The organism is Streptomyces sp. NPDC048018 (genome assembly GCF_043202995.1).
Taxonomy (GTDB): domain Bacteria; phylum Actinomycetota; class Actinomycetes; order Streptomycetales; family Streptomycetaceae; genus Streptomyces.
The window spans coordinates 25,416-43,831 of the sequence record NZ_JBIDBK010000004.1; the positions used below are offsets into that span (position 1 = coordinate 25,416).

An 18,416-nucleotide genomic window follows, 5' to 3' on the forward strand; every position below is an offset into this window, starting at 1 on the left:
ATCATGTCCATCGGTCACACCCTTCTGGGACTCCTGGAGTCCGGCCCGCGCCACGGTTACGACCTCAAGCGCGCCTTCGACGAGCGCTTCGGCCACGACCGGCCCCTCCACTACGGGCAGGTCTACTCGACGATGTCCCGGCTCCTGAGGAACGGCCTCGTCGAGGTCGACGGCCTCGAGGCCGGGGCCGGCCCCGAGCGCAAGCGGTACGCCATCACCGAGGCCGGCGTCACCGACGTCGCGCAGTGGCTCGCCACCCCCGAGAAGCCGGAGCCGTACCTCCAGTCCACGCTCTACACCAAGGTCGTCCTGGCCCTGCTCACCGGCCGCGGCGCCGCCGAGCTGCTCGACGTCCAGCGCACCGAACACCTGCGCCTGATGCGCGAGCTCACCCGGCGCAAGAAGGACGGCGACCTCGCCGACCAGCTCGTCTGCGACCACGCGCTCTTCCACCTGGAGGCCGACCTGCGCTGGCTGGAGCTGACCGCCGCCCGCCTCGACCGGCTCGCCGAGGAGATCCGCCGATGACGACCGCACCCCTGCTCCGCGCGAGCGGGATGGACAAGTCCTACGGGCCGACGCCCGCCCTCGCCGGGGCCGACTTCTCCCTGCGCGCCGGTGAGGTCGTCGCCGTGATGGGCCCCTCCGGGTCCGGCAAGTCCACCCTGCTGCACTGCCTCGCCGGCATCGTCCGCCCCGACGCGGGCACCATCCACTACGACGGCCGCGAACTCACCGCCCTGAGCGACGGGCAGCGCAGCGCGCTGCGCCGCTCCGACTTCGGCTTCGTCTTCCAGTTCGGCCAGCTCGTGCCGGAACTGACCTGCGTCGAGAACGTCGCCCTGCCGCTGCGCCTGGGCGGCGAGCGCCGCAGGCCCGCCGAGGCACGGGCCCGCGCGTGGCTCGCCCGCCTGGAGGTCGAGGACGTGGCCGGCAAGCGGCCCGGCGAGATCTCCGGCGGCCAGGGCCAGCGGGTCGCGGTCGCCCGCGCCCTCGTCACCGCACCCCGGGTGATCTTCGCCGACGAGCCCACCGGCGCGCTCGACTCCCTCAACGGCGAGCGGGTGATGCAGCTGCTCACCGACGCCTCCCGGGACACCGGCGCCGCCGTCGTCCTGGTCACCCACGAGGCCCGGGTCGCCGCCTACTCCGACCGCGAGGTCGTGGTCCGCGACGGCAGCGTGCGGGACACGGAGTGGGCCGTATGAGCATGCGGACCTGGGCCCGCGACCTGGCCCTCGGCGCCCGCTTCGCCGTGACCGGCGGGCGCGGCGGCTGGCTGCGCACCGCCCTGACCGCCACCGGCATCGGACTGGGCGTGGCCCTGCTGCTCGTCGCCGCGTCCCTGCCGAACATGCTGTTCCAGCGGGAGGTGCGCGAGTCGGCCCGCGCCGTCGACGCGAGCGAGCTGGTGGAGCGGCCCGGACCGGACACCTTTCTCTACGCCGACCAGAGCAACGTCTACCGCGGCGACACCGTCACCGGCCTGCTGCTCCGGCCCGAGGGCGCGAGCCCGGCCGTCCCCCCGGGAGCGGCGAAGGTGCCCGCGGCCGGCGAGATGCTGGTCTCCCCCGCCCTGCGCGAGCTGCTCGGCTCCCCCGAGGGCGCGCTCCTGCGCGAACGCCTGCCCTACAAGGTCACGGGAACCCTCGGCGACGCGGCGCTGATCGGCCCGGCGGAACTGCGCTACGTCGCCGGCTCGGACGTCCTCACCACCGACGCCTTCACCGGGCGCGGTGAGCGCTACGGCTGGTCGGTGCCGGAGGAGCCGATGAACGCGTTCCTGCTGCTGCTCGTCGTCATCGCCTGTGTCGTCCTGCTGCTGCCGGTGCTCGTCTTCATCGCGACCGCCGTCCGCTTCGGCGGCGAGCAGCGCGACCGGCGGCTCGCCGCGCTGCGCCTGGTCGGCGCGGACACCGCCATGACCCGGCGGATCGCGGCCGGCGAGTCCCTCGCGGGCGCGCTGCTCGGCCTCGCCGCCGGCGCCGGCTTCTTCGCCCTGGCCGGGCAGCTGGCCGGCACCGTGCAGATCTGGGACGTCAACGCCTTCCCGTCCGACATGTCCCCGGTGCCCTGGCTCGCCGCGGTGATCGTCGCGGCCGTGCCCGTGTCCGCCGTCGTGGTCAGCCTCTTCGCCCTGCGCGGGGTGGCGATCGAACCGCTGGGCGTGGTCAGGACCGCGACCCCGAAGCCCCGCCGGCTCGCCTGGCGACTGGTCCTCGTCCTCGCCGGCGCGGCCCTGCTCGTGCCGACCGCGGGAGGAGAGGTACGGATCGAGGAGACCTCGATCGACGCCGTCGGCATCGCCGTCGGCTCGACCGTCGCCCTGGTCGGACTCACCACGCTGCTGCCCTGGCTGGTGGAGGCGCTGGTGCGGCGGCTGCGCGGCGGCCCGGTGGCCTGGCAGCTCGCCACCCGCAGGCTCCAGCTGAGCAGTGGCACCGCGGCCCGTACGGTCAGCGGCATCGTCGTCGCGGCGGCCGGGGCGATCGCGCTGCAGATGCTGTTCCAGGCGATGCAGAACGACTTCATGCGGCCCACCGCCATGGACACCGCCCGCGCCCAGCTGGAGACCAAGGTCGCGGCCAGGAACGCCGACGACGCCCGCCGGGCGATCGAGGCGCTGTCCGGGACGAAGGGCGTGCGGTCGGTCGTCGGCACCATCGAGTCCAGCGTGTGGCGTGCCGGCCCGCTGCGGAAGGGGGAGGACTTCGCCCCCGTCACCTCGATGGCGGTCGGCGACTGCGCCTCCCTGAGGGAGTTCGCCCGCCTGCCCTCGTGCACCGACGGCGACGTGTTCGTCGTCCTGGCCCACGGCGCGCAGGGCCCGGACGACGCCTGGGTCGCCAAGACCGCCGGGCCGGGTGCGGTGGTCGCGCTGCGCGACCCGCTGGGGTACGCGGGCGGGGCCGTGCCGACCTGGCGCATCCCGGCCTCGGCCCGCACGGTCGACGCGCGCCCCGATCCGCTGGGCCGGGTGTGGTCCGGGGTGATGGCCACGCCGAAGGCGATCGACGCCACCCGGCTCGACGCCCCGGAGGCCGGGGCCATGATCCGGATCGACCCGGCCGTGCCGGACGCCGCCGAGTACGTGCGGAACACGGTCGCCCGGATCGATCCGCTGACGCGGGTGCAGACCCTCCAGGACGTCGAGCGCGACGCCCAGTTCAGCAGCGTCCGCACCGGCATCCTGATCGGCGCCACCCTCACCATGCTGCTCGTCGCGGTGTCGCTGCTGGTCACGACCCTGGAGCAACTGCGGGAACGCAAGCGGCTGCTGTCCTCGCTGGTCGCCTTCGGCACCCGCCGCGCCACCCTCGGCTGGTCGGTGCTGTGGCAGACGGCGGTGCCGATCGTCCTCGGCCTCGCCCTGTCGGTGGCGGGCGGGCTGGCGCTCGGCCTGGTGCTGCTGCGGATGATCGGCAAGCCGGTCGAGGACTGGTGGGTCTTCCTGCCCGTCACCGGGGTGGGCGCGGCCCTGATCGCGCTGGTCACCGTGCTGAGCCTGCCGCTGCTCTGGCGGCTGATGCGGGCCGACGGCCTCAGGACGGAGTAGCGCCCGCCCGGACGATCCGTACCGGCAGCCGCTTCATGGCGTCCCGGAGCGAGCCCGCCAGTTCCTCGAACTCGGACTGGCGGGCCGCGCCCGTCCGCATCGCGAGGGCGATCCGCCGGGTGGGCGCCGGATCGGCGAAGTCCCCGGTGAACAGGGCGGCGTTACGGGCGGTCTCGACCTTCACCGCGGTCCGCGGCAGCAGGGTCACGCCGAGCCCGCCGGCCACCAGCTGCACCAGCGTCGACAGTCCCGCCGCGGTCGTGGTGACCGGTGCCCCGTCCGCGCGGCCGGCCTCCCGGCAGATGTCGAGGGCCTGGTCGCGCAGGCAGTGCCCCTCGTCCAGGAGCAGCAGCCTGAGCTCTCGGAGCGCCTCGCGCGGGATGTCGGCCCGCCCGGCGAGCGGATGCCCCTCGGGCGTGACGAGCACGAAGTCCTCGTCGAAGAGCGGGAGTTCGGTGACGCCGGGGACTCCGAGCGGGACGGCGAGCAGCAGCAGGTCGAGCCGCCCGCCGGAGAGCCCCTCGATCAGCGAGGAGGTCTGCTCCTCGTGCACCTGGAGGTCGAGCTCGGGGTAGCGGGTGTGGACGAGCCGCAGCACGCTCGGCAGCAGATAGGGCGCGACCGTCGGGATCACCCCGAGCCGCAGCACCCCGGTGAACGGCGCCTGGGCGGCCTCCGCCTCTTCCATCAGCTCGCCCACCGCGTCGAGCACGGCGTGGGCGCGCACGGCGAGCCGCTCCCCCGCGGGAGAGAGCAGGACCTTGCGCGTCGTACGCTCGAGGAGCTGGACACCGAGTGCCTCCTCAAGCGCCGAGACCGCCCCCGAGAGGGCCGGCTGGCTCATCCCTATGGCTGCCGCGGCATCCCGGAAGTGCAGATGCTCCGCAACCGCCGCGAACGCTCTGAGCTGGGAGAGGCTGGGCTGCTTCACCCTGCGTACCGGATTCACTGATAACCACCTTCGATCAACCCGACCCACTCTAGCTATTTCACTGATCAATGCACTCCGTGCCATGCTGTGGGCCGTCCAACCCCTCACGGAAGACCTCAAAAGGGATCCTTCCGGCCTGTAAGGAGAGCGCGTGCTCACTGTCGGTGACAAGTTCCCCACCTACGACCTGACCGCCTGCGTGTCGCTGGAGAGCGGCAAGGAGTTCGCGCAGATCGACCAAAAGTCCTACGAGGGCAAGTGGCGCGTGGTGTTCTTCTGGCCGAAGGACTTCACCTTCGTCTGCCCGACCGAGATCGCCGCGTTCGGCAAGCTGAACGACGAGTTCGCCGACCGTGACGCCCAGATCCTCGGCGTCTCCGGCGACTCCGAGTTCGTCCACCACGCCTGGCGCAAGGACCACGCCGACCTGCGTGACCTGCCCTTCCCGATGCTCGCCGACTCGAAGCACGAGCTCATGCGCGACTGCGGCGTCGAGGGTGCGGACGGCTTCGCCCAGCGTGCCGTCTTCGTCGTGGACCCGAACAACGAGATCCAGTTCGTCATGGTGACCGCCGGCTCCGTCGGCCGTAACCCCAAGGAGGTCCTGCGGGTCCTCGACGCCCTGCAGACCGACGAGCTGTGCCCCTGCAACTGGACCAAGGGCGAGGACACCCTCGACGCCGCCGCGCTCCTGGCCGGTGAGTGAGCATGGCTCTCGATGAGCTGAAGGCCGCCGTACCGGACTTCGCCAAGGACCTGAAGCTGAACCTCGGTTCGGTCATCGGCAACAGCGAGCTTCCGCAGCAGCAGCTGTGGGGCACGGTGCTGGCCTGCGCCATCGCCTCGCGCTCGCCGCGGGTCCTCAGGGAGCTGGAGCCCGAGGCACAGGCGAACCTGAAGCCCGAGGCCTACCAGGCCGCCAAGTCGGCCGCCGCGATCATGGCGATGAACAACGTCTTCTACCGGACCCGGCACCTGCTGTCGGACCCCGAGTACGGGACGATGCGCGCCGGTCTGCGGATGAACGTCATCGGCAACCCGGGTGTCGAGAAGGTCGACTTCGAGCTGTGGTCGCTGGCCGTGTCCGCGATCAACGGCTGCGGCCAGTGCCTGGACTCGCACGAGCAGGTCCTGCGCAAGGCCGGCGTCGACCGCGAGACGATCCAGGAGGCCGTGAAGATCGCCTCGGTCATCCAGGCGGTCGGCGTGACGCTCGACGCCGAGGCCGTGCTGTCCGAGTAGGGCTCTCTGCGCACGACGCGAGGGGCCCCGGGGTGCACACCCCGGGGCCCCTCGGGCGTTCCCGCTCACCGCTGGAGCGCCGCCATCAACTGCCGCATGTCCTCGACGAGATAGGTCTGCAGGGCCGCCGGGTCCAGGTCCGGCGACTCCAGGTACCGGTTGTTCTTCTCGTCCCAGATCTCCGGCATGACGGTCAGCGAGATCTCGGCCTGCCCGTCCACGACCTTCACCCAGACGCCGCCGCCGCTGATCTCCCCCACGTAGGCGTACTCCGCCAGTCCGCCGATCCGGTCGCCCAGCTCGCTGACCTGCGGGTCGGCCATCCGGGCGTCGAACTCGGGGCCGGGGTCGGTCACCCGGTGCAGGGAGTAGTCCACGCTCGCGCCGTAGCGCGCTCTCCCCTTGGCCAGGCTCACGCTGCACCCCCACTGGAAGAGGGCGGGCTCGTCCACCTTCAGCGGCTCGCTCATGGACGGCCCCTTGGGCCCGATCGCCGAGGTCAGCCCGTCGAACCGGGCCACCCGGCACGGGTCGCGGTCGGTGCGGTAGGCGCCGAGGTCGGGGCCCCGGCTCTCGTACGCGTACAGCCCGCCGGCCCATACCGCCGAGGCGAGGGCCGCGCCGCCGAGCGCCCACAGCCAGGGCCGGCGGGCCCGCGGCGCTTCCGGCTGCCCGCCGGGCACCTGCTGCGGCCAGGGCTGCGGCTCCGCCCACACCGGGGGCCTCGGGGTGCCCTGGCCGTCCGGGCCGCCGACCAGCTCGGGCTCGGAGATCACGCGGAGCCTCCCGGCACCCGGTCGGCCGAGCCGGGCGCCGGGGTCGGCGCCACCTCGTAGGCGGTCGCGCCCCGGGGCTCGGGGGCGGCGCGCAGGGCCTGCTCGGTGCTGTACGCCCGGAGGTAGCCGACCGCGGTGTTGGCGACGGCGACCAGCGGGACGGCGACGACGGCGCCGCCGATGCCGGCGGTGAGGCCGCCGGCCGCGACGGCGAGCACGACCGCGAGGGGGTGCACCCGTACGGCCCGTCCGAGGATGAACGGCTGCAGGACGTGGCCCTCGATCTGCTGGACGGCGAGCACGACCACGAGCACCATCAGGGCGGTGAACACCCCGTTGGTGACGAGCGCGACGACGCAGGCGAGGGCGCCGGAGACCACGGCGCCGACCAGCGGGATGAACGCGAAGAGGAAGATGAACACGGCGAGCGGCACGGCCATCGGCACTTCGAGGAAGTACAGCCCGAGGCCGATGAAGACGGCGTCGATGAGGGCGACGAGCACCGTGCCGCGGACGTACGCGGTGAGGGTGCGCCAGGCCCGGGGGCCGGCGCCCGCGACACCGGGCCGTGCCTGGGCGGGCACCAGCTTGAGGGTCCACTCCCAGACCTTCTTCCCGTCGTAGAGCAGGAAGAGGGTGGAGAACATGGCGAGCAGGATGCCGGTCATCGCCTCCACGACCACGGTCACGCCCTGGAGTCCGGCGGACGTGATCTGCTCGGCGTTGGCGCCGATGGTGTCGCTGAGGTTCTTGGCGATGTCGTTGATCTGCTGCTCGGTGACGTGGAAGGGGCTGTCGAGGAGCCAGTGCTTGAGCTCCTCGATGCCGTCCTTGACCCGGTCGGACAGGCTGTCGATGTTGTCCATCACCTGCCAGACCACGAACCAGCCGACCAGCCCCATGATCACGAAGCCGGAGACGGCGGTGACGGCGGTGGCGAGCCCGCGCGGCAGGCCCTTCCTGCGCAGCAGGGCCACGGTGGGCTGGAGCAGCGCGGTGATGAGGAGGGCGGCGACGAAGGCGAGGACGACCAGCTGCACCGAGCTGATCACCTTCATCAGCACCCAGACGGTGCCGGCGAGGACGAGCAGGCGCCAGCCCGCCTCGGCGGCGACCCGCATGCCCCAGGGGATCGCGGCCACCGGGTCGGGGCGGGCCGCGACGGCGGGCGCGTAGGCGGGCGGCGCGGGCACGGAGGCGGCGGCCACCGGAGGGGCGGGGGCGGGCTCGGGGGCGGTGTCCACAGCGGACTTCGCGACGGACGGTCCGGGTCGCGGGACCTCGGTCCCGGTCTGGACCGCCTCGGCGGCCGGGGCGGTCCCGGTGCCCGGGGCGGCGTCCGCGGTCGCGAGGGCGGGCACGGGTCCCGGGCCGGCGTACGGCGCGCCCGCGGCGGCCTCGTCCTCGGCCTCCGCCCGCCGCTCGTCAAGGCGTTCGCCCATGCGGCTCAGGCCGTCGCCCATCCGGCGCAGCCATCCTGGCAGTCTCGACATGCTCTTCCCTCTCCCCCCTCGTCCCCCCTCGGATTCCTGAACCTACACCCCTGCACGGGCGAAGCCCCTCACCGAAGGACGGTGAGGGGCTTCGCCGGGTTGAGCGGGGGCCGGTACGGATCACTACCGGGCGCCGTCTCCTAGTACCAGTGGTTCGCCTGCCAGAACGACCAGGCGCCGCAGGGGCTGCCGTAACGGCCGTTCATGTAGCTGAGGCCCCACTTGATCTGGGTGGCGGGGTTCGTCCGCCAGTCCGCGCCGGCCGAGGACATCTTCGAACCGGGGAGGGCCTGGACGAGACCGTATGCGCCCGAGGAGGCGTTGGTCGCCGTGTAGTTCCAGCCGGACTCGTGGTTCACGATGTTGCTGAAGCACTGGAACTGGTCGCCCGGGATCATCTGGCGGGCGATCGCCTTGACGTCCGAGATGCTGTACGAACCCTGGGCGGCGAAGCTCGACGCGTCGCGCAGGGCGGACCGGCTGGCGCGCTCGGCCTCGGCCTCCTTGCGCTCCTTCTCCGCCTTCTCGGCCGCTTCCTTCTTGGACTCGGCGTCCTTGGCGGCCTGGATGCGGGCGGCTTCCTCGGCGGACTTGCGCGCGGCGGAGTCCGCGGCGGCGGCCTGGGCGTCGGCCTGCTCCGCGAGGGTGGAGACCTGTACCTGGGCCTGCTCGCCGGCGGGAATGTCCGCGAGCAGCGTGGTGTCGGCCGCGGTGGCCTCGAAGTTGTCGTCAGCGGCCTGCGCGGCGTTGCCCGAGGCGACACCGACGACGGCGCCGACAGTGGTGACCGCAGTGGCCGAAGCCACCGCGAATCCCCGGACCGAGATCCGGCTCACACGGTTTCCTTCCAGCATCGCCCGCACAGGGTGACCAAAACGGGCGAAAATCGTGCCCCTGACGCTGGTCTCCGACTACTGGGTCACAGAAGACACGGGCCCGTGGTGCTGTGGGCGGCATACGGCGAACGGCTGTTGAGTTGTGTGGTGCTACACCCCTGAGGGTGCACGTGTGCCGTATGCGGGGCCTGACGGAAGCAAGACTCTGCCGGACGGCGACACCGCAAGGCAATTCCGTGCTGCGTGTGAAAGCTCACACCTGGTCGGACGCACGGGATTTGACGGATACGGGAGACAGCACGACGCCGCCCGGCTAAGCTCACGCGCTTTGCCGGGCGGCGCCAACTGCGGTGCGAATCACCTCATTCAGGACAGATCACATCTGACCGTCCTCCAGCATCTCGGTCACGAGCGCGGCGATCTGCGAACGCTCGGAACGCGTCAGCGTGACGTGAGCGAAGAGCGGATGCCCCTTCAGCTTCTCGACCACGGCGACGACTCCGTCGTACCGACCCACCCTCAGGTTGTCGCGCTGGGCGACGTCGTGGGTCAGCACCACCCGGGAATTCGCCCCGATCCGGGACAGAACGGTCAGCAGTACGTTCCGCTCCAGGGACTGGGCCTCGTCCACGATGACGAACGCGTCGTGCAGCGAGCGGCCCCGGATGTGGGTGAGCGGCAGGACCTCCAGCATCCCGCGGCCGAGCACCTCCTCGATCACCTCGCGGCCCGCCACGGCCGAGAGCGTGTCGAAGACCGCCTGCGCCCAGGGGCTCATCTTCTCGGCCTCGGTGCCCGGCAGATAGCCGAGCTCCTGCCCGCCCACCGCGTACAGGGGACGGAAGACCATCACCTTCTGGTGCTGACGGCGCTCCAGGACCGCCTCCAGTCCCGCGCAGAGCGCGAGCGCCGACTTGCCGGTGCCGGCCCGGCCGCCCATGGAGACGATGCCGACGTCCGGATCGAGCAGCAGGTCGAGCGCGATGCGCTGCTCGGCGCTGCGGCCGCGGATGCCGAAGGCCTCCCGGTCGCCGCGCACCAGGCGCACCGTGGCCTCGGCCGTGACCCGGCCCAGCGCCTTGCCCCGCTCGGACTGCAGCACGAGCCCGGTGTGCACCGGCAGCCCGGCCGCCTCCGGGACGTACAGGGACTCCTGGTCGTAGAGCAGGTCGACCTGGTCGGCGGCGAGCGCGACCTCGGACATCCCGGTCCAGCCGGAGTCCGTGATGGCGAGCTCCGCCCGGTACTCCTCGGCGAGGAGACCGACCGAGGACGCCTTGATCCGCAGCGGCAGGTCCTTGGAGACGACGGTGACGTCGTAGCCCTCCGCCTGCAGGTTGCGGGCGACCGCGAGGATGCGGGAGTCGTTGTCCCCGAGCCGGTAGCCGGCCGGAAGGACACCGGGGTCCGAGTGGTTGAGCTCGACACGCAGGGTGCCGCCCAGTTCCCCTACGGGGAGCGGGGAGTCGAGACGGCCGTACCGGACCCGGAAGTCGTCGAGCAGGCGGAGGGCCTGCCGGGCGAAGTAACCGAGCTCGGGGTGGTGCCTCTTGGCCTCCAGCTCGGTCACCACGACGATGGGGAGCACGACCTCGTGCTCCTCGAAGCGGGACATCGCGCTGGGGTCGGCCAGCAGGACGCTGGTGTCGAGAACATAGGTGCGCCTGTCGGACAAGCGGCGCTTAGTGCTGGTCACCACGGAAGGACAGACCCCCTTCGAGGACCCCTGTGAGGTCGGGGTTGCGACGGGACCGCTCCGACGGAGGGGCCGCCGGCAAAGCTGCCGGAGGAGCGGATGTCGCGGCGGAATGGGACCGGGCTCAGGCCACGATGCGCGGGCCGAGCACCGGCCCTCCGCTTCGTCCGTACATGTCCTGCACGGTCGTCCTGGTGCAAAGGGCCTCCCGGGTGGCGGTCTCCGTGCCGCTCACTTCACCAGGGATATGCCCTCCCGCACGCGCCGTCATGCCATGGCATATGACGGCGTGTTCGTGAACGGGGGGTGACGGAAGGCGGAGCTGTCGTCCTGGGGTGTCGCGGGAGTCCCCTGCGACGCCCGCGGAGCCCGGTGCGCGCCGGGCGGGGGGCCTCACAGGGCGGCGCCACCCGGGTCGCCGGCGGTGCGGCGAGGGGGCGTTGCCGGGCTCCGTGGGGCGCTCGCGCGGCCCCCGCGGGTGGGGTCAGTTGCCGAAGCGGCGGTGCCGGGCGGCGTAGTCGCGCAGCGCGCGCAGGAAGTCGACCTTGCGGAAGGCCGGCCAGTGGACCTCGCAGAAGTAGTACTCGGAGTGCGCGCTCTGCCACAGCATGAAACCGGACAGGCGCTGCTCTCCGCTGGTGCGGATCACCAGGTCCGGGTCGGGCTGGCCGCGCGTGTAGAGGTGCTCCGCGATGTGGTCGATGTCGACGATCTCCGCCAGCTCCTCGAAGCTGGTGCCGCGCTCCGCGTGCTCCAGGAGCAGCGAGCGGACCGCGTCCGCGATCTCCTGCCGGCCGCCGTAGCCCACGGCGACGTTCACGAGTATGCCCGGGTTGTCCAGGGTGGCCTGCTCGGCCTCCTTGAGGACGGACTGGGTGCGCGCCGGCAGCAGGTCGAGGGTGCCCACGTGGTGCACCCGCCAGCGGCCGTCGGCGGCGAGCGCCCGCACGGCGTCCTCGATGATCCCGAGCAGCGGGAGGAGCTGCTCCTCGGGACGGTTCAGGTTGTCGGTGGAGAGCATCCAGAGCGTGACGACCTCGACGTCGGTCTCGGCGCACCAGCCGAGAAGCTCCTGGATCTTGTCCGCGCCGGCCTTGTGCCCCTGTTCGGGGGTGCCGCCGGAGGCCTTGGCCCAGCGCCGGTTGCCGTCGAGGATGACGCCGATGTGCTTGGGCACCTGGGCGTGGTCGAGGCGGCCTTCCACCCGGCGTGCGTAGAGCCCGTACACCAGGTCGCGCAGGTTCACTGTTCTTTACCCCTCCATGAGCGTCGGCCCCCGAAGCGGCCACATTACTGCGGACGGGTAACCGGCTCCCAGCCCGGGACTGTCACAAGTCCGTGATAAGCAGAGATACGTGACTGATTCCCCCCTGTACCGCGCCGCCGCGGACCGCTACGACGCCATGGAGTACCGGCGCACCGGCCGGAGCGGACTCAAGCTCCCCGCGATCTCGCTGGGCCTGTGGCACAACTTCGGCGACGACCGCGCCCTGGAATCGCAGCGCGCGATCCTGCGCCGCGCCTTCGACCTGGGCGTGACCCACTTCGACCTGGCGAACAACTACGGCCCGCCGCCCGGCTCCGCCGAGCTGAACTTCGGGAAGCTCCTCGCCCAGGACTTCGCGCCGTACCGGGACGAGCTGATCGTCTCGACCAAGGCCGGCTATCTGATGCACCCCGGCCCGTACGGCGAGTGGGGTTCGCGCAAGTACCTGATGTCGTCGCTCGACGCCTCCCTGAAGCGGATGGGCCTCGACTACGTCGACATCTTCTACTCGCACCGCTTCGACCCGCACACCCCGCTGGAGGAGACGATGGGGGCGCTCGCCTCCGCCGTCCAGCAGGGCAAGGCGCTCTACGTGGGCGTCTCCTCCTACACCAGCGAGCAGACCGCCGAGGCCGCGCGGATCCTCCGGGAGATGGGCGTCCCGGCGCTCATCCACCAGCCCTCGTACTCCATGATCAACAGGTGGACGGAGGAGGACGGCCTCCTCGACACCCTGGAGGCGGCCGGCATGGGCTGCATCTCCTTCGTGCCGCTGGCGCAGGGGCTGCTCACCAACAAGTACCTGAAGGGCATCCCCGAGGGCTCCCGGGCCACCCAGGGCAAGTCCCTCGACCCGGACCTGCTCTCCGACGAGGTGCTGCGGCGGCTGCGCGGTCTCGCGGACATCGCCGAGCGGCGCGGGCAGTCCCTCGCCCAGCTGGCGCTGCGCTGGGTGCTGCGCGACGAGCGCATGACCTCGGCCCTGATCGGCGCGTCCAGCGTCGCACAGCTGGAGGAGAACGTGGCGGCGCTCGCCGCGGCCCCGCTCACCGACGAGGAGCTGAAGGACATCGACTCCTTCGCCGTCGACACCGAGGGCACCAACATCTGGGCCGGCCGGGGCTGACGCGCCGCGGCGGCCGGGGGACCGCGCGGGGGCGGGGACGGGGGCCCGCCCTTCGCCGTGAACCGGGCCCGCCCGGAGCGGGAGAGAAAAAACGGGCCGGTCCGTGGGGGGGATACGGACCGGCCCGAGGGGGGGTTTCCACCATAACCCTTCATTAGTCGTCCTGCGTGCCAGCCGCGCCGAAGAGACCCCGTCGAATTCGCCGGAGGCCAAGCGGCACAAGGGCTCCAACGCCTCGTGGCGGGTTTGCGCCCGGGCGTGGCGGCGGAATCCGTACCTCCGACGGGGGACCCCTCCGTCAGGTCGCCCGGTTGACGCCCCGCGGGTGCCGACACCGCGGGCGGGGCGGGCGCGAAGCGGACCGGATCCGACCTCCATGCCCCCTACGGTCGCCCCATGACGACCTCCCCTTCCCCGCACGTCACTTGGGCGCAGGCCGATGCCCGCCGGATGCGCCGCCAGTTCCTGGACGAGCCCGCGGACGCCTCGCCGGCCGCGGTGGCCGCCGCGATGCTCGGCGCGCACGCCCAGGTCCTGTCCGCGGCCGAGCTGTCCCTGGCGCTCCGCAGGACGGCGGGGACGCGGGCCGACGTGCGGGCCGCGCTGTGGCAGGACCGCGCGCTGACGAAGACGTACGGGCCGCGCGGCACCGTGCACCTGCTGCCGGCCGCCGACCTGCCGATGTGGACGGGCGCTCTGTCCGCGATCCCGGCAGGGGCGAGCGGGCAGCCGCCGCACGTGCGCATGACGCCCGCGCAGACGGACGAGGTCGTGGCGGCGATCGCCGACGCGCTGACCGGCACCGAGCTCACCGTGGACGAGCTCACCGACGCGATCGTCGCGCGCACCGGCCCGTGGGCGGGCGACCGGGTGGTGGACGCCTTCCAGGACAAGTGGCCCCGGTGGCGCCAGATCACGCATCTGGCCGCGCACCGGGGAGTGCTGGCCTTCGGCCGTGACCGGGGACGGAAGGTCACCTACACCAACCCCGCGGTGCGCCCGCGGTCCGGACCGCGGGCGCTCGGCGAGCTGGTGGACCGCTATCTGCGCGCCTACGGCCCGGCGACCCCGGCGCACTTCGCGAAGTGGCTGGCGGCGCCGGCGGGCTGGGCGGCGCGGCTCTTCGCCTCCCTCGCCGCGGCCGGGCGGATCGAGGAGGTGTCCTTCGACGGGACGGAGGCCTGGGTCGCCGCCGGTGACACGGACTTCCCGGACGAGCGGCCGGGCCGCGGGGTGCGGCTGCTGCCGTACTTCGACGGCTTCGGCATCGCCTCCCAGCCGCGGGCCCGGCTCTTCGCGGGCCGGGCCGCCGAGCGGGCCCTGGCGGGCGGCCAGGCCGGGAACTTCCCGGTGCTGCTCGTCGACGGCACGGTCGAGGGGGTGTGGCACCAGCGCCGTTCCGGGAAGCGGATCGCGGTGACGGTCGAGCCGCTGCGTCCCCTCTCCGCGGCGCGGCTCCGGGCGCTGGGGGCACAGGCCGATCGGGTGGCGGCGGTCCTGGAGGGCCGGGCCGAGCTGACGGTGGGTCCGGTGGCGGTCGGGCCGCACGCCTGACGGGAGCGCCTCAGCGGGCGGCGCGGCGGAGCAGGGTGATTCCGTCGCGGCGCGCGACGACCGTGTACCCGTCCTTCTCGACGGCGGCTTTCAGCTCGGCCCGCTGCTGCTCCAGCGGGTACGGCCAGTGTCCGCGCCGGTAGGGCCATGCCTCGGGGGCCTCCGGGTCGTGCACGATCCACTCGGCGGTGGGCCGCGGCAGGCCCGTGCGCCGGTACTCGTAGAGCCGGCCGCCGACCGGGAAGGCCGGAAAGAGGACCACCGTGCAGCGCGAGGTCAGCTGCGGGGCGAGCCGGTTGGAGGCGGCGACGGTCGCGCCGTCGGGGATCCGCGCGAGCAGGTCGCGGGCGGCCTCCAGGTGCGGGGTGGTGTGCCAGGTGGCCCGCTGGGCGAGCTGCGCCAGCGGGAAGGAGGGCAGCAGCGCGGCCGTGACGGCGAGCACGGTGGCGAGGGCGGCGCGCACGTTGCGGGGGTTGGTCTCGCGGCCGAGGACGTCGAGGAGTCCGGCGAACACCACCGGCATGAGGACCGCGCTGTAGTGGAAGGCCGTGCCCCAGTGGAAGGCGTTCTCGGAGGCCATCCGCCAGGCGAGGGTGGGCAGCGCGATCAGGGCGAGCGGGGAGCGCAGGGCGAGCAGCGCCGAGGGCGCGAAGACGAGGATCAGGGTCGTCGCCTTGACGTCGGGGCGGAGCAGGTCCAGCGGGGCGTGCGCGAGCGCCCCGAGCAGGGAGCCGTGTGCGGCGGCGAGCTGCCCGCCGTGGGCGTAGCCGCCGGTGGGGTCGAGGGCCGGGAGCAGGACCCTGATCTCGAGGAACGAGCCGAGGAGACCGGCGGCGGCGGTGGCGAGCCCGAGGGTGCGGGCCCGCCGGTCCGGCCGCCCCTCGGCGTCCCGGCGCCCCTTGAGGGCGATGTACGCGCCGACGGCGGCGAGGGTGAGCCCGAGGTCCTCCTTGACGAGGAGGAGCGGGGCGGCCCAGGCGACGGCGCTCTTCCAGCGGCGCCGGGCGAGCGCGTCGAGGGCGAAGGAGAGCAGCGGGACGGCGAGCGCGACCTCGTGGAAGTCGAACGCGGCGGCGGAGGCGACGCCCCAGCTCAGCCCGTAGCCGAGGGCGACCGCGTGGGCGCCGCGCCGGCCGGCCACCTGCCGGGCCCGGCGGACCAGCGGGACGGCTCCCAGCGCGAGGAGGGCGGACTGCGCGACGAGCAGGGTGAGCGGGGAGGGCCAGAGCCGGTAGAAGGGGGCGAGGACGGCGAGCAGCGGGTGGAAGTGGTCGCCGAGAAGGTTGAAGTCCTCGCCGCGCAGCGGGACGACGGGCGCGCGGAGCTCGGCGTAGGCGCGGACGGCCTGCTCGAAGATGCCGAGGTCGTATCCGGTGGTGCGCATGAGGAGGTGGCGGCGCACGGCGACGGTGGCGTAGAGGAGGCAGAGGGCGGCCGCCCAGGCCCAGGGGACGAGGGCGGGGCGCCGGTACCAGGGCGGGACGGCGGGCAGGTCGGGGAGCGCCGCCTCCTGTCGCTTCGGTGACGCTTTCTCATCGATTGTCCGCATATGGGGTGATGCTAGGGCGGCCCGTTCAGGGGAGGGCGGTGAACGCGCCGAGCAGCAGCCCGAGCAGCGCGCCGACGATCATGAAGGGGCCGAAGGGGATCGCCGTCCCGCGGCGCGCGCGGCGGGTGAGGACCAGCCCGAGCCCGTACAGCGCGCCGAGCAGGAAGCCGGCGAACGCCCCGAGGAACAGCACGCCCCAGCCGTACCAGCCGAGCGCCGCGCCGAGCGGGACCGCGAGCTTCACGTCGCCGAAGCCCATCCCGTTCGGATGGAGCAGGAACAGCACGAGATATCCGCCGCCGAGCGCGGCCGCCCCCAGCAGGGAGTGGGTCCAGGACCCCGCCGCGCAGGGCAGGTTCGCGGCGGCCGCGAGCAGCAGCGGCACCGCGGCGGCGAGCGGCAGGGTCAGCCCGTCGGGCAGCCGGTGCACCCGCACGTCGACGCAGGCGAGGAGGGTGCCGAAGGGCGCGATCAGCAGCCACACGAGCAGTTCGGGCCGCGGCCCGCCGGTGGCCGCCGCGAGCGCGGCGCAGGCGAGCGCGGTCAGCAGCGGCGCCGTCAGCGGCGCGGAACTCGTCGCACACCCGGCCCGCCCCGGACCGCCCAGCCAGCCCCGGCCCGGGCCGGCGAACGGATGTCCGGCGGGACAGGCGGCCCGCCACGGCTCCTCCGGCGCGACGGACAGCCGGTACGCGGCACGGGGGACGAGCAGCCCGGCCGCCGCACCCCACAGGGCGGCGGCGGTGACGAGAACCGGCAACAGGGCGTCCACGGCCCGACCCTAGGGCTAGCGTCTCCCTCATGGGGAGGACTTGGCGTGACGGGACGGGCCTGCTGGAGACCCCGGGCGGGGCGGTGCCGCTGGAGATCGCGGCCTCCTACCGGGCCCGGCGGCGGGGGCTGCTCGGCCGGGACGGGATCGAGGGCGCCCTGCTCATCACCCCGACGAACAGCATCCACACCTTCGGCATGCGCTTCGCCGTCGACGTCGCCTACCTGGACCGCTCGTGGCGGGTCCTCGACGTCGTCACCATGCCGCCGGGCCGCCTCGGCATGATCCGGCTGCGCGGCCGGCACGTCCTGGAGGCGGCGGGCGGCACGATGGCGGGGTGGGGGCTGCGGCGCGGCGCCTCCGTCAGGGTGGACCCGAGCCGAGCAGGGTGAAGGCCCCGTAGGCCGCGGACGCGAGCGCGAGGACCGCGAGCAAGGGGACGGCGGTACGGGTACGGACCCGGGCCAGCGCCGCCGCGGCCGGCAGCAGCAGGCCGAACGCCGGCATCATCAGGCGCGGCCGGGACCCGAAGTAGGCGGCGCCGACGAGCGAGATCACGACCACGGCGATCGTGTAGACGAGCAGCGGAAGCGGCTGCCGCTGCCGCACGCACAGCACCACCAGGGCGCCGAGCAGCCCGAGCGCGGCGCACAGCCCGAGCGCGGCCGGCCAGGGCAGCCCGGCGACGAAGCGGGCGAGGGCGACACCGCCGTCGACGGAGTTGCCCCAGGCGGCCTGGACCTCGAAGTAGGCGGTGGCGCTGCCCCGGCGCAGACCGACGTAGGCGACGTACGCGAGCCAGCCCAGCGGCGCGAGCAGCGCGCCCGCGAGGACGGGGGCACGCAGCCGCCGCTCGCGTACGACGGTGACCAGGGCGGTGATCCCGATCGCCGCGATCAGCGCGGCGGCCGTCGGCCGGGTGAGGCCGGCGAGCGCGCACAGGGCGCCCGCCAGGATCCAGCGCCCGCGCAGCACGGCGAGGACCGACCAGGCGGCGAGGGCCGTGAACAGGGTCTCCGTGTACGCCATCGACTGCACGAACGCCGTCGGGTACACCCCCCACAGGACCGCGAGCACCACACCGACCCGCGGCCGGCCCGTCACGTGCGTGCCGACCGCGTGGATCCCCCACGCGGCGGCGAGCGAGGCCGCCCAGGAGACGAGCAGCCCCGCGGTCGCGGCGTCGACCGGCAGGACGGTGGACAGGCCGCGTTCGAGTGCCGGGAAGAGCGGGAAGAACGCCAGGTCCGCGTGGACGCCGCCGTCGGGCAGGGTGACCTCGTGGCCGTAGCCGTGCTCCGCGATCCGCGTGTACCAGACCGCGTCCCAGCGCCCCATGAGCCGGTGCAGCCCGTCCTTGCCGGTGGCCGCCGCGGCGGCGGCGAGCACGACGAGGCCGAGGACACGGGTGGCCGCGTAGCCGCCGAGGGCGGCCCAGGGCGGGCGGGCCCGGCCGGGGACGGCTCCTGGCGGGGCGGCCCGGGGGGAGACGGCTCCGGACGGGGCGGGGGCGGTGCGGGACATGCGGTCGATTATCAGCCGCCCGTGCGGATGCGCGGGAACCTGGCCGGGCCGGCACCGGCCCCGGCTGCCCCGCGATCTCGTCCCCGGGCTCGTG

17 protein-coding genes are annotated in these 18,416 nt (G+C 73.4%); 8 read left to right on the top strand and 9 right to left on the bottom strand.

Translation table 11 applies throughout. From position 1 onward, the window contains the following. The first annotated feature begins 3 nt into the window (after nucleotides 1–3). Genes ACGF1Z_RS15960 through ACGF1Z_RS15970 form a run of 3 tightly spaced genes read left to right on the top strand, consistent with a single transcriptional unit; the run spans nucleotide 4 to nucleotide 3,556 of the window. On the top strand, nucleotides 4–528 hold the full coding sequence (locus ACGF1Z_RS15960) for a PadR family transcriptional regulator (protein WP_393004256.1): 525 nt from the start codon (nucleotides 4–6) through the stop codon (nucleotides 526–528). Continuing rightward, entirely contained in the window at nucleotides 525–1,208 is a 684-nt protein-coding gene (locus tag ACGF1Z_RS15965; RefSeq protein ID WP_393004258.1) for an ABC transporter ATP-binding protein, read from the top strand. Before ACGF1Z_RS15960 ends, ACGF1Z_RS15965 begins: the two co-directional genes overlap by 4 nt. Next, on the top strand, nucleotides 1,205–3,556 hold the full coding sequence (locus tag ACGF1Z_RS15970; RefSeq protein ID WP_393004260.1) for an FtsX-like permease family protein: 2,352 nt from the start codon (nucleotides 1,205–1,207) through the stop codon (nucleotides 3,554–3,556). Before ACGF1Z_RS15965 ends, ACGF1Z_RS15970 begins: the two co-directional genes overlap by 4 nt. Here ACGF1Z_RS15970 and ACGF1Z_RS15975 read toward each other — a convergent pair. Further along, complete coding sequence (locus ACGF1Z_RS15975; RefSeq protein WP_393004262.1) at nucleotides 3,543–4,487, bottom strand: LysR substrate-binding domain-containing protein; 945 nt, start codon at nucleotides 4,485–4,487, stop codon at nucleotides 3,543–3,545. The two genes, ACGF1Z_RS15970 and ACGF1Z_RS15975, sit on opposite strands and share 14 nt — an antisense overlap. A gap of 151 nt (nucleotides 4,488–4,638) precedes the next feature. Between ACGF1Z_RS15975 and ACGF1Z_RS15980 the strand changes: the two genes are divergently transcribed. Both ACGF1Z_RS15980 and ACGF1Z_RS15985 read left to right on the top strand, forming a co-directional pair. Then, a complete protein-coding gene (locus ACGF1Z_RS15980) occupies nucleotides 4,639–5,193 on the top strand; it encodes a peroxiredoxin (protein WP_393004264.1) in 555 nt (184 codons plus the stop codon). Nucleotides 5,194–5,195: 2 nt separating this feature from the next. Next, nucleotides 5,196–5,729, top strand: a complete 534-nt coding sequence (locus ACGF1Z_RS15985) for an alkyl hydroperoxide reductase (RefSeq protein ID WP_393004266.1) — start codon at nucleotides 5,196–5,198, stop codon at nucleotides 5,727–5,729. A 65-nt stretch (nucleotides 5,730–5,794) separates the two neighbouring features. On the opposite strand, the gene ACGF1Z_RS15990 is transcribed toward ACGF1Z_RS15985, so the two are convergent. The 5 genes from ACGF1Z_RS15990 to ACGF1Z_RS16010 all read right to left on the bottom strand — a co-directional run bounded on the left by ACGF1Z_RS15990 (nucleotide 5,795) and on the right by ACGF1Z_RS16010 (nucleotide 11,776). Then, nucleotides 5,795–6,505: a hypothetical protein gene (locus tag ACGF1Z_RS15990; RefSeq protein WP_393004268.1), complete on the bottom strand. Its 711-nt coding sequence runs from the start codon at nucleotides 6,503–6,505 to the stop codon at nucleotides 5,795–5,797. Beyond that, complete coding sequence (locus ACGF1Z_RS15995; protein WP_393004270.1) at nucleotides 6,502–7,998, bottom strand: AI-2E family transporter; 1,497 nt, start codon at nucleotides 7,996–7,998, stop codon at nucleotides 6,502–6,504. Before ACGF1Z_RS15995 ends, ACGF1Z_RS15990 begins: the two co-directional genes overlap by 4 nt. A 140-nt stretch (nucleotides 7,999–8,138) precedes the next feature. Then, entirely contained in the window at nucleotides 8,139–8,852 is a 714-nt protein-coding gene (locus ACGF1Z_RS16000; protein WP_393004272.1) for a transglycosylase SLT domain-containing protein, read from the bottom strand. Between the two features lie 358 nt (nucleotides 8,853–9,210). After that, nucleotides 9,211–10,533, bottom strand: coding sequence for a PhoH family protein (locus ACGF1Z_RS16005; RefSeq protein ID WP_393004274.1), 1,323 nt, complete (start codon nucleotides 10,531–10,533; stop codon nucleotides 9,211–9,213). 481 nt (nucleotides 10,534–11,014) lie between these two features. Then, nucleotides 11,015–11,776, bottom strand: a complete 762-nt coding sequence (locus tag ACGF1Z_RS16010; protein WP_393004276.1) for an isoprenyl transferase — start codon at nucleotides 11,774–11,776, stop codon at nucleotides 11,015–11,017. A 109-nt stretch (nucleotides 11,777–11,885) separates the two neighbouring features. Between ACGF1Z_RS16010 and mgrA the strand changes: the two genes are divergently transcribed. Together mgrA and ACGF1Z_RS16020 are read left to right on the top strand one after the other, a co-directional pair. Further along, nucleotides 11,886–12,923 carry an L-glyceraldehyde 3-phosphate reductase gene (gene mgrA, locus ACGF1Z_RS16015; RefSeq protein WP_393004278.1) on the top strand — a complete coding sequence of 346 codons (1,038 nt, stop codon included), beginning with the start codon at nucleotides 11,886–11,888 and terminating at the stop codon, nucleotides 12,921–12,923. Nucleotides 12,924–13,319: 396 nt separating this feature from the next. After that, a complete protein-coding gene (locus tag ACGF1Z_RS16020) occupies nucleotides 13,320–14,477 on the top strand; it encodes a winged helix DNA-binding domain-containing protein (RefSeq protein ID WP_393004280.1) in 1,158 nt (385 codons plus the stop codon). 10 nt (nucleotides 14,478–14,487) lie between these two features. Here ACGF1Z_RS16020 and ACGF1Z_RS16025 read toward each other — a convergent pair whose 3' ends face one another. After that, a complete protein-coding gene (locus ACGF1Z_RS16025) occupies nucleotides 14,488–16,026 on the bottom strand; it encodes a DUF2079 domain-containing protein (protein WP_393004282.1) in 1,539 nt (512 codons plus the stop codon). Nucleotides 16,027–16,051: 25 nt separating this feature from the next. After that, nucleotides 16,052–16,789, bottom strand: coding sequence for a prepilin peptidase (locus ACGF1Z_RS16030; protein WP_393005614.1), 738 nt, complete (start codon nucleotides 16,787–16,789; stop codon nucleotides 16,052–16,054). A gap of 38 nt (nucleotides 16,790–16,827) precedes the next feature. Here ACGF1Z_RS16030 and ACGF1Z_RS16035 point away from each other — a divergent pair, with 38 nt between their 5' ends. Further along, nucleotides 16,828–17,190 carry a DUF192 domain-containing protein gene (locus ACGF1Z_RS16035; RefSeq protein WP_393004284.1) on the top strand — a complete coding sequence of 121 codons (363 nt, stop codon included), beginning with the start codon at nucleotides 16,828–16,830 and terminating at the stop codon, nucleotides 17,188–17,190. Here the strand turns inward: ACGF1Z_RS16035 and ACGF1Z_RS16040 are convergent. Beyond that, nucleotides 17,162–18,334, bottom strand: a complete 1,173-nt coding sequence (locus tag ACGF1Z_RS16040) for a hypothetical protein (RefSeq protein ID WP_393005616.1) — start codon at nucleotides 18,332–18,334, stop codon at nucleotides 17,162–17,164. The genes ACGF1Z_RS16035 and ACGF1Z_RS16040 overlap by 29 nt on opposite strands. Nucleotides 18,335–18,416 lie beyond the last annotated feature (82 nt).

Excerpts from the sequence above, each read along its gene's own strand:
- ACGF1Z_RS15960 (WP_393004256.1), top strand. The coding sequence starts at position 4 with ATGTCCATCGGTCACACCCTTCTGGGACTCCTGGAGTCCGGCCCGCGC.
- ACGF1Z_RS15965 (WP_393004258.1), top strand. The coding sequence starts at position 525 with ATGACGACCGCACCCCTGCTCCGCGCGAGCGGGATGGACAAGTCCTAC.
- ACGF1Z_RS15970 (WP_393004260.1), top strand. The coding sequence starts at position 1,205 with ATGAGCATGCGGACCTGGGCCCGCGACCTGGCCCTCGGCGCCCGCTTC.
- ACGF1Z_RS15985 (WP_393004266.1), top strand. The coding sequence starts at position 5,196 with ATGGCTCTCGATGAGCTGAAGGCCGCCGTACCGGACTTCGCCAAGGAC.
- ACGF1Z_RS15995 (WP_393004270.1), bottom strand. The coding sequence starts at position 7,998 with ATGTCGAGACTGCCAGGATGGCTGCGCCGGATGGGCGACGGCCTGAGC.
- ACGF1Z_RS16000 (WP_393004272.1), bottom strand. The coding sequence starts at position 8,852 with ATGCTGGAAGGAAACCGTGTGAGCCGGATCTCGGTCCGGGGATTCGCG.
- ACGF1Z_RS16020 (WP_393004280.1), top strand. The coding sequence starts at position 13,320 with ATGACGACCTCCCCTTCCCCGCACGTCACTTGGGCGCAGGCCGATGCC.
- ACGF1Z_RS16025 (WP_393004282.1), bottom strand. The coding sequence starts at position 16,026 with ATGCGGACAATCGATGAGAAAGCGTCACCGAAGCGACAGGAGGCGGCG.
- ACGF1Z_RS16035 (WP_393004284.1), top strand. The coding sequence starts at position 16,828 with ATGGGGAGGACTTGGCGTGACGGGACGGGCCTGCTGGAGACCCCGGGC.